Here is a 14,354-nt window from a genome sequence, read left to right as displayed (position 1 = left end):
ATTTTTTATATCTTACTAAAGCAGAATTACTGAGATTTACTCGGTATTCTCAGATGTATTATCTGCGGATGAGGTGGTTGTAAATTTTCCTAATTTTCTTAAAAATGCTCTTTTAAAAGCATATCCAGACATAAGATAGAATACATTTTCTGAAGGTGTAAGTTCCCAGTCAGAAGGATTTACTCTATCTATATATTCTTGAACACCAGCATGAATACTTGAATCAAAATGATATTTCTTATATTTAATCAATTTATCAACAATTTCATTTAATAACTGAATAATTCGATCAAGTTTCATACCATTAAACTGAACCTTCTTTAAAATGGGTTCAGAATTCAACTTTTCATATTGAGCAGATCCAGCATCAGCAAGTAAAATTCCCATTAGGAATAATGCTCTTGCTTCATTTTTATTATAAACAGATTTATTTGCCCAATAGTTATCTATTTCTTCTTGAATTTGCGGTTTATCTTTTTCAGTCATGTTTATCAACGGTTTAGGTTTTTTTTGAATAATTGATAAGGAATTTATCTTTTCTAAAAACTCAAGAATAGTATTCATAATCAATGTTTTATCAATCACATTAAATATTATAGCATAACCAGATTTATTGTCTGTCAGATTATAACCTTGAGTATTATAATAAAGATGGTGAATAGATCGCTGAAAATTTTCGATTATTTGATGATGATCTAACTTTTTTTGGGAAAAAATTGCATCATATATCGTGTAGACATAGCTTTTTCCTTTAGGCTTCTTCTTTTTATCAATTCTTACAGGAATAGAATAATATATGCTTAACAGATCAATACCCTTTATTTTTTCGTTTCTAATTTGAGTGTCTCCAGCGATTTCTTCAATAACATTCATTATTTTTTTCAAACGAGTAGGTGGAACATCTCTTATTATTTTGATAATTTTATTTGGTCTTCCACCATTATCTGTCGTGAAGAATACATAGTGATAAACAAGTGAATGAAATCCAATTATTTCTTGTAAATCTTCTAACTCTTTCTGAATATTTCGATGTTCTTCAAATTTATACATTTGATCGTGAATTAGTCGAGTTTTTTCTTCAATATTTTTAAGATCACCAGGCTCTAAATCACTAATTGGTGTTATTTCAGGAATAATGAGCATATTTCTACCAGCCCAAAAAACTTTCAAACTTGATAATAAGAATTTCTCGCCTAAAATTAACTCTTTAAAACATTGATAGCATAAATTAAAGTTATTTTCAAAATTCTTAGCTAAACCTGCTGTAAAAATATCTTTATTGGTCATAAAGAATTTTATTTTTGATTTTTTCAGATAATCTGTTGAAATTGCAGGATTTTGTCCACATAAGGAACAAATCAGATTCTTAGTTTTTACTTTTTTAGCATTTGATTGATCAAATTTCTCTGAAAAAAGAAATTCGATATATTCTTCATTTCTTGAGATTAAATTTCCATCAATTTGAGAGGATAATAAAACAACTTCTTTTTCAATATCTATTCCTATAATTGACGATAAAATCTTAGTTATATATTTTGCCTTTTCATTGGGTTTACTAGGACATTTTTCTTCTAAGAATTTTTCTAAATCAGATTCTGAAAATATATTTTTTTCAAAAAATGGGAGATCTTTACTGCTCAAAAATGGTAAAACTGAAATTAAATACTTCGAATTCTGCTTTTCTTCTTCTTTATTGGATGATTTTCTATAATTTTCAATAATTGATAATGAATTTCTTATGTATGAAGGAAAATCGGAGAGAGTGTTTAATTCTATCATATATTGATTATTTTCAGGAAAAAATATCTCAATAATTTCTTTTAAGGAACTTTTTAATTTTCCATCTGAAAGGTTATTTGATAAAAGATAAATTGTATTTTTCTTTAGATCTGGAGAGATATATCGATCAATTGAATTTGTAGTAATGAATCTATTTGAGACATCAGGAGTATTGCCTACCCATAGATATTCTTGAGAAATTTTGTCCTTATTTGCTTGTGTAATTTCAATTCTTTGAATTTCAATTTTTCGTTCTGAAGGTTTAAAATTAAAAATTAACCCATAGTTGCTACTATTAGAATTTAATTTTATAGATTCAGTTAGATATTTAAGAGAATCTAAGGACCTACCTTTTGTTTGTCGATAAATTATAGACCCATAATTTCGAGTAATGTGCATCATTTCTATTGTCAATTTATCTATTTTGATTTATTTCGAATTTAATCTTAAATAAAGTTTTCTATTTTCTCACAATTAAATATTTTTGGAGTTAAAATGTTATTCTTAAGCTTTTGCGAAATTATTTTTATTATTAACTTTTGATACTGTATACCTTTTTAAATTTATTCTCCGCACATTGTTTTGATAATAAGTTAATCCAAAATTAATCTTCAAGTAATTCTTGATAAGAGAGATGCGAAATTTTAGAAAAATGTGAATAATTATCAAACAGTTCCCAAGCATTCGACAAAAAGATGATCTTCCAAAATAATTGCATTATCTAGCAATTACATCAACAAGAATAAATAAAATGGATATTTGGGAAATATTATGAAATTAGAATCCTAAACCATGCATCATAATTCTCGATTTGATACATGTTATCCAAAATTTAATAAGAATTCATTTTTCATAAATCTTGCGAAATCTGTCAGAAAAGCTTTGGAGGTTCGACTCACTCGACATGGACGAAAATGGTATTTGGATGATATTTTAGTAATATTATGTTATTCTTGGATTCGAGGTGTCTCAATTCACCATGCTTGTGTGAAATTATACCCTTGGGCTCAAAAATATCTGATTTTCAAGCCTCAAAAATATATTGATGGTAGATTTTCACGCACTTTCCCCAATCAAACTACTGTAAATGATTGGTTACGCACTCAAATTCTTCTAAATGTGGAGAATGTATATCGAATCGTGTTTGAAAAAATGATTCGTTTTGTTTTTTTTTAGAAATTGAAAAATTTATCCTATTATTTTAGAATTAGATTTAACCGATCTCAGTTATTGGTAAAAACGCAGAGATTTAAAAATTGAAGGTAGTAAAACGATGAAAGGAACTGGAAGAATCCTTCATTATCATGGCGCTATGATTCATGAACTGCACAAATCTCTCTATATCGGATGTCATCATGTGGCTAAAGGCGAATCTAAAATCCTATTTATGTAATGTCATCATGTTAAAAAAATACATATTTGTCCACTTAATATCAAATTTATTTTTCTAAAATTTTAAATCATGAATGTGCTCTTTTTGAGAGAATTCGATATACTAAACTTTTTGAATCGCTCCGTCTAGGTCGATTAAAGATTTGATTACTGTGAATAGGGTATTATTCCGCTTGAATCCAATATGAAAGCCTTTGATATATTATTTTAAGATCAAGATCGGGGAGAAGCATTAATCCAGTTATATAATTCTGTACTGCAGTGATCAAGTTGGCAATACTCACTTGATATTCATATTTCCTATTTTTAGCTTCTTTTCTTGCTTTTGCAAGCTTGTCCTCTTCTTTCTTTAAGATTTCACAAAATGAATATAAAAATATGCAAGAGTAAAAATCTTGCAAAATGAACTGAAAATTATTAGATGAGAAATTCTTAATCGACATGAAAACTTTCAAAAAGCTAAAACTAACTTCTACACGCTATCGTTTAAAATAAAGTTCTTTAAAACATGTTGCAGGATATTTCTTTTTATTAAATAATTTGTAATTAAAACTTCAGTCTCTCCTGTAGAGAGTGTAACCTTAACTGCTCGCAATTTTAGAGCCTTTAATAAGTTGTTTTCTTCAATAATGCTTTTTGAGAGCGAGAACATTTAAATTCAAGAATAGAATCAGTTTTTTGGTTATTCACGAAGTCTACAATAACTTTAAATGTTGCAGATGTCTTGGACCGTATACAAAACTTCAGATTATTTGCAATAAGCACTGCAAACATGCCAAAATCAATAAAAAATTTATCGAATAGAAGAATTGGGTTCTGTAAAAAGTCTGTTACGGGCCCTTTTTTAATAAAAGGAATATGATTTTCTATAAATGGCTTTTTTTCAGCTTCAACTTTTCCAAATGAAAAGTTTAGAGAAAGATTGTTGAGTGGATCATAAAGAAAAACCGCATTTCCCTGTAAAACTCCATCTTTTTGGTTTTTTGAGCGAATTCTAGAGAACAATGACTCTGTTTTCTCAGTTACAGGTATTGTAGAACGACTTTCATCTATTGCTAGAAGCGTGTGTTCTTTACATGTGTTAATCTCGTATTTATTTTCAAGATTTTCGTAAAAAACTTGTTAAAATAATCTAACAAGTCAATAAAGACTTAATGTATAATTTTTTTTCTTGCTTGAATAAAGGCGCTAGATTTTGGAATCACATTTAAATCTTAGGAAATAGCTTTTCATAACTTAGGTTAAGGTGTGAAGTAATTAAATGTTCTAGCTTATTTAATAATATCCTGATCATAAGATCGAAAGTTAATTTCCTGTTTCTCGTGAAATCTTCAAGATTTAATTTATTTTTTTGACACAGCGAAGATCCAAGGATTTTATTCTTGATTTTTTGTATATAATTGATATTATTGTCGTGCTCCATGTAAATACTCATGATTTATACACTTAAATTTCGTTATTTTCATTTCCATAGGCAGTAAATTAACGTTTTTTTTATGTGCATAACAAGAATTATCCTTAGAATATAAAGATATCGATTTAGATCTCAGCATAGGCGGAATAAATAAAGAATCTCCATTTTATATAATTTATATTCAAAATTATAGGGTGTGTTAGTGTATAATATTAATTTTATGTGAAAGATCTCTTTTGTCCTTAAAGAAATTGTTGTGTTTTTATGTCGATATATATTTAACTTAATGACATTGTCCAACGTATCATTATTCTGATAGCATTCGCGCACATGTATTTGTGTGCGTTATTGCCTTGCTTCTGCTATCATTACTTCGTTTAAAGTTATCAAGGAAATCTGTGCCGATCACCTATGTAGAATTGTTAGACGAATTAAGTTCTATTCATGTTTTGATGATAAAAACATCTCCAACAGCAGTTCCATTATGGAAATTAGACCCTATAGATGGTTTGGCCTTAAAATTAGCAAAAAAATTGAAATTGAAGAATTTACTAAAAGTTTAATAAAACATGCCCCTAACTTTTTTATTGTAAGTGGAATTCATCGATGAATTTTTAATTATTTTTAAGAAAATATTTTTGTCGGATCGTTAACTTGTAAACTTAAGAATTGAAATATTTTAAAATTAGAATTATTTGTAGTCCACAAAGAAGATGATGTATTTTTAATCTTATGAATTATTCATTTAATTCTACTAAAGTTCCATCCCATTGAAGTTTACATTCTAAATCTTCTAATAATACACTTCCAGGAACAATATAAAGATGTGGATTATATAATATGGATCCAGGTTTTTTATCATTTACATTAAGCTTTTCTTTCCTTAAATCATAAGGATTAATATAACCCCGCCCAGAAATCAACTCGATATCACCTTTGAATTTTATTTTTGAATCATAACTCATATGAGCAGGTAAAAAACTCAAATTTTTTGTAATTTTAATATGTATCTCATCATTTTCAATGCTAAAATCTAAAGGAAAATCAATGTCTATTTTATTAATTGAATCAAGTTGAACATGTCCAAATCCATATCGAGATTCGCCCCCTAAAATTAAATGATCAAGAGTTTCCTTAAGCGTGATTGATTCTTCATTTAATTCTTGATAATTCTTATTTTTCCAAATAAAACCTATTAATTTTGTGTTATGAGTTTTCTTCTTTTCATCAAGAAATTGTTTTCTAATGAACTCTATTTCGTGAAGACTTTTATCTTTAGCAGTTCCAAAATTATTTATTGAAGTTGAAATCTTGCTTCTAATGAATTTATGCTCAAATGTACTTTTCTGGATTTCCTTTTTTGTATCTCCATATTTTAATCCTGTTTTAGTAAAATGGGGATAATAAATGAACTTTCCATCAAAGATATAGAAATATGAAAAACGATATTGTTTTATAACTTGAATTCCTGTATTATTATAATCAATCGCCTTTGGGAAATCATTTTGAAGCTCAGTAAGGTTTTTTGTTATTGCACCCCATAAATTTCTTCCAGGAATATAATATCTTGTTGGAGAAACTACTGAACCAGTAAATGGTTTAAAACCAATATGAAGTGGTGATTTCAATTTAAAAACTATAACTTTTTTTTCCCATTTATTATCTGTCATTTAATTTCTCCTACTTTATTTTTGCATGGTATAAAGCATAAATTAATGTACGGTCAATTATTTTCTTCAATAAAAATAATTTATCCAAATTTTTAGAAATATATTTAAGATCTTCACAAAAATCTTTGAATTTTTTGCTAAATAAATGATCTTTTTGAAAAAAACATCTTTTTAATTCTTTTCTGTTAAAAAATTCAATAAATTTTTCTGTTGGGTTATCTTTTTCCGATTTCTGATTAAACCATAAAAACATTGCATAAACACCATCTTGCTGTAAAATTCCAATTGCTTTTTGAATTATTATTTTGTCATACTGCATTCCAATTTTTTGTCCATATAATATACATAGATAATCTAGATTCACAATTGATCATGCTCCTTTTCCCTTTTTATTCATATTTTAATATATTTATTCTTCCAAAACCTCTTGTTCCCATTCCTCCTACTCCCAATATTTTTATATAAGGTCTAACAGCATTTATAATCCAATCTATTTGAGATTTGGTTTCGTTAGAAATATTCAACATTTTATCATATCCTATTTCAAATCCAAAAATAGTTCCTCGAGGAATTGCTTCATATGTAAAAAGCGCACCATCTTTTGCAGCACCTGTTGCTGAATCGATGCTAACAGATGTTCTAACTTCTAAATTATCATTGATAATATGAGAAAATAATTTTTCAGAAACAATTACTATTTTTTTTAAATATTGGATGAGAATTTCAGGAATTAATACTTTCTCATTATTATAATTTTCTAATTTCTTGCATTCTAATAATAACCATCCTAAATTCAAAGATTGCAAATTATCTAAACCTATTAAGGGGTAAATAAAGTTATCATTTATCTCAGTTGGAAGAGTAATTATCGTTTCAGCATCTTGAGATTCTGAACTATTTACTTTTTTAAACCAGTATTGAAGAAGACTTTTTGTAGAAAGCCAAACAATTCCACTAATGGAAGAAACAGGAAAGAAAATGATTTCACCATCATAAAATCTCATTTTTCCTTTAAATTTATCGGTCCCAAATATTTCATCAATTGATAAATGTTGATTTTCTTGATTTGTTGATTCTTCAAGAAATTGCTTATAATATTCTCTAAAAACTCCTGCAATTGTAGTGCCTGGAATTTTTGGGACCTCTGTAGTGGGATCTCTTACTATTGCATTATCTACTCTAGCGAGTTTGTAAGCTCCAGCTCCAATATGAACTGGATCAAGTGCTTTTCCAAAAATTTTTTGTATATTTGGTATTTTTTCATCGTTCATTTTGCATTCTACCTTCATTTTTCATGTAGTGGGCATATAAACTTATAGCATCAAAAAATAATCCAGAAATAACAGAATTTATCAGCTTGTTTCTTGTTTCCTCTCTGAATTTATCCCATTTTTCGTTAAATGAGGTTTTCAAAGAAGTTTTAACAAATTCTGAAAAAATAATATTAGATTCAAAAGTGAAATTATCATTAAAGGTTTTGAATTTTTCTAAAAAAATCTGTTCTAAATAGTGAATTTGCGAAATTGAGAGATTATGAAATAAAAGATCCACAATTTCTAATAAATAAGAAATTTGATAGAAATAAAGAGGCCTTTTAGTTAATAGATGATTAGATTTATTGCATCTTTTCCCATTTTCATAATAAATATTATAACAATCTGAAGTTCCAGCAAGAAAATCAAAATCAAAATAACCCGGAAAGAGAGAAAATATAGTTCCTTTTGAAATTTCTTTTAAATGCTTTAATTGATATCCTTCATCTTTTTCTAGATCAATGAAAGGATAATATTTATAAAAATCATAATTCTCTGATGTTTTAAGATTCCACCAAGGGTTCATTAATTTAGATTTATTAAATTGTGTTCCTTTAAGCATCTGTTGTTCTGTATCTAAAAGAATATAAAGAGGAAACTTTTTTTTTGATATAAGCAATTTTACATTCATAGATAGTTTTCCAATAACTTTTTCAAATTGAGTATTATATTTTTCTTTCAAAAGATTAAGAATTGCTAAAGAACTTGATGCTCGTACAATAAATCTGAGAGAATTTGAAGATTTATTAATTAAAATCAAAGGAAAATACTCAATAGTTTTAATTTTACTTTTATCAACCTTTAATTTATTATTTAATTTGATTAAATTTTCGTCTGATTTATTTTCAGTTGCAACAAAATATATTTTGTTTATTGCAACTGCTTCTTTTACTGCTTCTACACCAGTCTTTTTTTTAAACTTATATTTTTCCATTGATTCTATGGAAACAAATTTGAAATCTTTATTGCAATAGACAACAATTTTTTCAGGAACCAATTCTTTAACTTTTATTATTAACTGAGTATTCTGAAGATTACAATTGATCTTCTTTTTTATCTCGTTTATATGTATAGGAAGGACTAATCTTTTTGATTTATAATAGAAAATTTGTTTTTTAATATCTTGAATTAAGGATGAAAAAAACTCTTCAAGTTCGCACCATATTCTATATAGCCGTGCGGGTGAAGGATTTTGAGTAAAAAGCCAACACTTTAAATTTCCTTCATTAAATTTTAAGGGGAATAAATTCGATTCCAATCTTTTTATAATAGTGTCATAACCTAAATTGTTTAAGCTATCTTCAAAAAATGATTGTAGAATAATTTCTAAGAATTTATCGAAATTATCCTCTTTATCTTCATGGACTTTTTTATTATCTAGTTTTATTCTATTATTACAGACTATTTTCATAAAATAATTTAATAATTTTTTAGGTTCATCTAAATATCTCTTTATACTTTGAATTAAAATTAACTTTTCACGAATTTTGTTTCTTTTAATAAATTCCACTATTTGGTTAATTTTCAATTTTTCAAACCAATCATTAATCGTTTGAGAATAGATTGTTTTTATTAATGTTCCATCGAGCCATTTACTTAAATCAAAATCAATAGAAATCAATGCAATTTGGTTATAGATATCTGCAACTTCATCAATCCAAATTGTTTTTTTTCCTTCAAAATTCCAATCTTTCCTTCTACCTTTAATTCGATCTTCACATATAGTACATCTTTCTTTTTGGTTAGATTTTAGCCTTAAACCACAAATCGGGCAAATATCTTTAGAAAAATAAGCAAGGACTTTATCTTTATTTTGAAAATCATAATTATCAAAGTATTCCTTTTCTTTTCCTTCAATAAATAAAACAGAAGTTCGTTTTGGTATTTTTAATATCTCTGTTAAAAACTGCAATTCATTAGCTATAATTGTTAGAGATCTTGATTCTTTGCTTAAAGAAAAAACAGGCCAAATTTCTCCTTTACTTTTTTCTTTAATAATTTTCAAAGCTTTTTCACTTATTTCTTTCGCAAATTTTTCAGTCTTTGATGATTGAACAAAAATAGGAAAAGTAAAGTAAAGACAATTGATATCTTCATAAATTACATTTCCAAAAGGAGATTCTATTTCGAATTCCTTTCTAATTTCTTTTTTTATCTCATTAATTATTTCTGTTCTTTTCAAAAAATCTGAAATTTTTCGACCTTTTCCTATAAAATCTTTTCCGTTCCACAAAATGCCAAATAATCTCCATTTTGGTTCAAAATTTTTTTCCAATATCTCTTTATTTCCTAAGAAAAATGAAGCTAATAACGTTTTTAGTAAAGATGAAGTAGAATACGAATGATCCCACAGAGTTACATCGTTTGCAGGTATTCGAGTTTCACCTAATGCATGAGAGAATTGTTTTTTTAGACAATCCAAGAGTTTCTCTCTCAATTTTTGAAGGTTATCATTAATTAGATATTCTTTAAATATACAAATTAAATTATCATTTAAAAAATTAAATTGATTTTCAAAACTATTGATTTTAATTATTTCTTTTTGGAATCCAAATGGAGAAGATATAACTGTGAAATCAATTGGTTGTTTTCGCCTTACAATTCCTTTATCATCTGCAGAATCCTTTCGATCGCATATTTGTATGAGTTTGATTATAAAAGAATTATCAGAGTTTGAATGATGGTTCCTAATCATTGAATATATATCAAATGTTTCGTTACATATTCTTTTAGTAAATTTTTGGTTTTTAATAAGAGAAAGTAAAATAGGATTTATAAATTCATCAATTTCAGTATGGTGGAAATTTTGACCTCCTTCTATTGAATTTTTTTTTATAAATTTCGGATGACATTTTCCGATATCATGGAGTAATGCCCCAATTTCTCCAATTAGTATTACATCTCTCGAATTTTTTAAATTTTGCAAAAAAATACTCATGTTATTTTACTCCAATATTCAATTTTATTTTTATTAAATCATCTAAGTTTTCAAATTCAATTAGTTTGATTTTCGCCCCTTTTTTTAAATTTATCCAAATTTTTCCTTCTTTTAGAGTTTCTTCAATTACACCAAATCCCGAAGTTTTTTTTGCTGAAAATCCGTAATAATAGTACATCAATCGTAAAGCATTTGCAAGAAAAAGAAAATCATTATTAACAATACTTTGATTTTCATTTTTTTTTTTTGGGTATGGATAATATAGTAGAAAAAATGATCCATTTATTCCAGATTTTATTACTTCGAGAAAAATCGGACCACTTTCAGGGGTTCGGGTGTCTCTTTTGATTGGAGTAATTACATAATTTTTGGGTTCTTCTTTAAAAAAAGTAGGAAAGAAATAAATTCTTCCTATAAAACTGGATGTTCCACTTTCATCTTTATATTTTGAACCAAATAATCTGTTAATTATTTCTTTTTTCTTTTCATTATCTTCCCAATTTACTCTTTCTGCTGCAAATCTGAGATGTCCCTTCCATGTTGAGGGTTTGATAATGGGATAACCTGTTAATTTATCTCTTACTATTGGATTTTCAAAAATTTCATGATTTTTTATATAAAATTCATTATCATCTTTACTGGTGTAAGGCTTCTTTAGAGTAAAAGTTATCTTTATTAACATTGAATTAATTGGCATAAATTGCAATTCTGAAGAAGAAGGGTAAAATTTTTCAATATCCACAGTATCTTTTTTTTGAAGAACCAATTTTTTTTTTTCAAATTCAGAAATAGAGTATTCACTTGAATTTGATAAGTAATAATCTTTTACTTGCTTTTGATTGATAAATTCCTTAATATTTCCTCACCTTCTATTAATTTCCAATTGTGTCTTTTTGAATAATCAATAATTTTCTCATATTCATTTTGATTATTTGCAAATATAAATAATCGATTTAAATCATCTTCTCTTGTTTTTTTTAAAAAATATCTTTTTGCTTGATTTGAATTTCCCTTTAAAAAAGAAAATTTATTTTTCAATTCTTTTAAATCTTCCAAATTAAAATTTTGAATAGAAATAAATCTTGAGAAATTGGGATTCTGAAATCTTTTTATGTTTTTTTTTTCAAAATATAAATTCAATTCTTCTATATTTAAGGAATATTTTGTAAGATCATTAATATCATTGTTCAATTCTACAAGTCCATATTTAGAATCTGCAATTTTTCCCCCTAATGCACCATACTGTGAGATAATCTTTAGAGTTAAATTCAACAAAGCCCATTCAATAGGTTCTATATATCTTAACTCGATAAACCTTAAATTTAAAACTTTTTTCTTTCCCATGTTTACTGTTTCTGCATCTAATTTAAATTTCCTTGACCAACCTAAACATCCAAATAATTCACAAGCATTACAATGTTTATTTTTCTGACAATTAGAATTCTTTGATGTTATTAAACAGGCACTGCCCCCCAAGCCTCTAATTATTGATTCATACCACCATCTTAAGCTCCCTAATATTCCAGTTTCTCTTATAGACAAAGCATTTTTTTTATTTTCATTTCCTGTCCATATAGAGGTAATAATATTCATTGATACTATTTTTTTTTCCATTTTCTTGCCACTCTGCGCTAGAAAATCATTTATTTTATATTTTTGACGAGGTCCCAAAGCTTTTCAGTTCAAATTATGCTGATTTTCACTTAAGCATTTCCCATGCAGGAATAATTTTCTTATATATTTTACTTTTCTTTTTTTGATATTATATAAGACTAATTTGATTAATATAACTATATATTAATATATAAATATATTTTTAATTAGGCAATTTATTGAATAAATAAACACTCATCCTCAAATATAAGCATATTTTCAATTATCTCTTTGATAGTTTTAAGCTTGCAGGGCCCCAGATTATCGGGCACATATTTGTAAAGAGGGAGAAATTTCAATTATCTCTTTGATAGTTTTAAGCTTGCAGGTTGTTGATATTTATCATTTTTTCACTTCCATCCCTCTTATTTCAATTATCTCTTTGATAGTTTTAAGCTTGCAGGTGATAATGGAGATTATAAAGTAAATTATTTGGTATGGAATTTCAATTATCTCTTTGATAGTTTTAAGCTTGCAGGCTTCGAGATCTTGTGGGTCGAGTCGAAACGAGTCGAAATTTCAATTATCTCTTTGATAGTTTTAAGCTTGCAGGTTAGCGAAAACTCCCCCTCTTGGGATGATTCGGGTGATATTTCAATTATCTCTTTGATAGTTTTAAGCTTGCAGGTTTATCACCCGTTAACCACCTTCTATCTCAGGAGGTGGAATTTCAATTATCTCTTTGATAGTTTTAAGCTTGCAGGAAGAGGGGATTACAATCGAAAATACAATGAAATGGTTAATTTCAATTATCTCTTTGATAGTTTTAAGCTTGCAGGGTGGGAAAAAGAAGAGAAAAAAAATTTTTACAATTTTATTTCAATTATCTCTTTGATAGTTTTAAGCTTGCAGGGTAACCACATTCACATGTGAGATATATGCAATAATTAAATTTCAATTATCTCTTTGATAGTTTTAAGCTTGCAGGACAATATCCATACGTGTATATACGTATATACACTTACGGATTTCAATTATCTCTTTGATAGTTTTAAGCTTGCAGGGCATATGTGAAGTCTAATGAGTTTGTTAGAATAGCGATATTTCAATTATCTCTTTGATAGTTTTAAGCTTGCAGGAGAATTTGAGCAATGGGAAAAAAAACACGCTAAAATTATTTCAATTATCTCTTTGATAGTTTTAAGCTTGCAGGAACCAAATTCGATTTATTTCAGGAGATTGAATAACTCCATTTCAATTATCTCTTTGATAGTTTTAAGCTTGCAGGAATGAACTTTTTTATGTAATAGGACTTGTCTTAGAGTATTTCAATTATCTCTTTGATAGTTTTAAGCTTGCAGGCAAAGTTTGAAGAACATGACAAATTTCTCCTTTATAAATTTCAATTATCTCTTTGATAGTTTTAAGCTTGCAGGTAAGAGGGAATTACAATAAAAAATATGATAAAATGATGAATTTCAATTATCTCTTTGATAGTTTTAAGCTTGCAGGATTGTAAATTAAAGGAATTTGCTCATTTGCTCCCAAAATTTCAATTATCTCTTTGATAGTTTTAAGCTTGCAGGGGATAAATTTGCGGTATACCTCTACGATATACTGAAAAATTTCAATTATCTCTTTGATAGTTTTAAGCTTGCAGGCATTTTTTTCACTTCCATCCACCTCCTGAGATAGAAGGATTTCAATTATCTCTTTGATAGTTTTAAGCTTGCAGGGCCCGATCATTTTTATTCCAATATAACCATCTTCATAATATTTCAATTATCTCTTTGATAGTTTTAAGCTTGCAGGAAAGTTATAAGATTTAAGCAATTTTCCCTTCAGTTTTGAATTTCAATTATCTCTTTGATAGTTTTAAGCTTGCAGGGGGGTTAATGAATATCTTCTTCTCTGCCGCAATAGCGAATTTCAATTATCTCTTTGATAGTTTTAAGCTTGCAGGATCATGAAAAATCTCAATGTTGAGAAGAAATATGCATTGATTTCAATTATCTCTTTGATAGTTTTAAGCTTGCAGGACCGGTTGTGGGATGCCAAATCAATCCAAATAAAATTTATTTCAATTATCTCTTTGATAGTTTTAAGCTTGCAGGTTCCAATAAACTTTCCAATAGTACAATTGTGTCAGAGCATTTCAATTATCTCTTTGATAGTTTTAAGCTTGCAGGGCAAGAGTGCATGCACACCAGGGGTCTGGAATGCTTACAATTTCAATTATCTCTTTGATAGTTTTA

The 14,354-nt window shown here is 27.3% G+C and carries 11 protein-coding genes and 1 CRISPR repeat array; of the genes, 2 read left to right on the top strand and 9 right to left on the bottom strand.

Translation table 11 applies throughout. The features are described 5' to 3' along the window. Positions 1 to 36: 36 nt before the first annotated feature. Positions 37 to 2,181 (bottom strand): type I-B CRISPR-associated protein Cas8b/Csh1, encoded by a 2,145-nt coding sequence (cas8b, locus tag ACXLDF_RS04875; protein ID WP_457557374.1) that lies wholly within the window; start codon positions 2,179 to 2,181, stop codon positions 37 to 39. A gap of 390 nt (positions 2,182 to 2,571) precedes the next feature. On the opposite strand from cas8b, the gene ACXLDF_RS04870 reads away from it, so the two are divergent. Then, complete coding sequence (locus ACXLDF_RS04870) at positions 2,572 to 2,955, top strand: hypothetical protein (protein ID WP_457557373.1); 384 nt, start codon at positions 2,572 to 2,574, stop codon at positions 2,953 to 2,955. 380 nt (positions 2,956 to 3,335) lie between these two features. On the opposite strand, the gene ACXLDF_RS04865 is transcribed toward ACXLDF_RS04870, so the two are convergent. After that, positions 3,336 to 3,614: a hypothetical protein gene (locus tag ACXLDF_RS04865; RefSeq protein ID WP_457557372.1), complete on the bottom strand. Its 279-nt coding sequence runs from the start codon at positions 3,612 to 3,614 to the stop codon at positions 3,336 to 3,338. Between the two features lie 163 nt (positions 3,615 to 3,777). Then, positions 3,778 to 4,176 carry a hypothetical protein gene (locus ACXLDF_RS04860; protein ID WP_457557371.1) on the bottom strand — a complete coding sequence of 133 codons (399 nt, stop codon included), beginning with the start codon at positions 4,174 to 4,176 and terminating at the stop codon, positions 3,778 to 3,780. A gap of 807 nt (positions 4,177 to 4,983) precedes the next feature. Here ACXLDF_RS04860 and ACXLDF_RS04855 point away from each other — a divergent pair. After that, positions 4,984 to 5,148 carry a hypothetical protein gene (locus tag ACXLDF_RS04855; protein WP_457557370.1) on the top strand — a complete coding sequence of 55 codons (165 nt, stop codon included), beginning with the start codon at positions 4,984 to 4,986 and terminating at the stop codon, positions 5,146 to 5,148. A gap of 174 nt (positions 5,149 to 5,322) precedes the next feature. Here the strand turns inward: ACXLDF_RS04855 and ACXLDF_RS04850 are convergent, their stop codons facing one another. The 6 genes from ACXLDF_RS04850 to cmr1 form a co-directional block, all read right to left on the bottom strand. Further along, entirely contained in the window at positions 5,323 to 6,255 is a 933-nt protein-coding gene (locus ACXLDF_RS04850; protein ID WP_457557369.1) for an RAMP superfamily CRISPR-associated protein, read from the bottom strand. A gap of 10 nt (positions 6,256 to 6,265) precedes the next feature. Beyond that, positions 6,266 to 6,619: a hypothetical protein gene (locus ACXLDF_RS04845; RefSeq protein ID WP_457557368.1), complete on the bottom strand. Its 354-nt coding sequence runs from the start codon at positions 6,617 to 6,619 to the stop codon at positions 6,266 to 6,268. Positions 6,620 to 6,644: 25 nt separating this feature from the next. Then, positions 6,645 to 7,526: a type III-B CRISPR module RAMP protein Cmr4 gene (gene cmr4, locus ACXLDF_RS04840; protein ID WP_457557367.1), complete on the bottom strand. Its 882-nt coding sequence runs from the start codon at positions 7,524 to 7,526 to the stop codon at positions 6,645 to 6,647. Further along, entirely contained in the window at positions 7,516 to 10,506 is a 2,991-nt protein-coding gene (locus tag ACXLDF_RS04835; protein WP_457557366.1) for a CRISPR-associated protein Csx11, read from the bottom strand. Before ACXLDF_RS04835 ends, cmr4 begins: the two co-directional genes overlap by 11 nt. Position 10,507: 1 nt before the next feature. Next, positions 10,508 to 11,203, bottom strand: a complete 696-nt coding sequence (locus tag ACXLDF_RS04830) for an RAMP superfamily CRISPR-associated protein (RefSeq protein ID WP_457557365.1) — start codon at positions 11,201 to 11,203, stop codon at positions 10,508 to 10,510. 128 nt (positions 11,204 to 11,331) lie between these two features. Continuing rightward, entirely contained in the window at positions 11,332 to 12,120 is a 789-nt protein-coding gene (gene cmr1, locus ACXLDF_RS04825) for a type III-B CRISPR module RAMP protein Cmr1 (protein WP_457557364.1), read from the bottom strand. Between the two features lie 255 nt (positions 12,121 to 12,375). Next, positions 12,376 to 14,288: direct repeats of the CRISPR family, unit length 37 nt; unit sequence ATTTCAATTATCTCTTTGATAGTTTTAAGCTTGCAGG. Positions 14,289 to 14,354 lie beyond the last annotated feature (66 nt).

The sequence above is a fragment of the Candidatus Harpocratesius sp. genome (genome assembly GCF_054039255.1).
Note: the sequence above shows the minus strand (reverse complement) of the source record. Positions and strands in the feature narration are given on the sequence as shown.

Bases quoted from the DNA above. Each gene is read 5' to 3' on its own strand.
- ACXLDF_RS04865 (WP_457557372.1), bottom strand. From the start codon at position 3,614: ATGTCGATTAAGAATTTCTCATCTAATAATTTTCAGTTCATTTTGCAA.
- ACXLDF_RS04830 (WP_457557365.1), bottom strand. From the start codon at position 11,203: ATGCCAATTAATTCAATGTTAATAAAGATAACTTTTACTCTAAAGAAG.
- cmr4 (WP_457557367.1), bottom strand. From the start codon at position 7,526: ATGAACGATGAAAAAATACCAAATATACAAAAAATTTTTGGAAAAGCA.
- ACXLDF_RS04850 (WP_457557369.1), bottom strand. From the start codon at position 6,255: ATGACAGATAATAAATGGGAAAAAAAAGTTATAGTTTTTAAATTGAAA.
- ACXLDF_RS04870 (WP_457557373.1), top strand. From the start codon at position 2,572: ATGCATCATAATTCTCGATTTGATACATGTTATCCAAAATTTAATAAG.
- ACXLDF_RS04835 (WP_457557366.1), bottom strand. From the start codon at position 10,506: ATGAGTATTTTTTTGCAAAATTTAAAAAATTCGAGAGATGTAATACTA.
- cas8b (WP_457557374.1), bottom strand. From the start codon at position 2,181: ATGATGCACATTACTCGAAATTATGGGTCTATAATTTATCGACAAACA.
- cmr1 (WP_457557364.1), bottom strand. From the start codon at position 12,120: ATGGAAAAAAAAATAGTATCAATGAATATTATTACCTCTATATGGACA.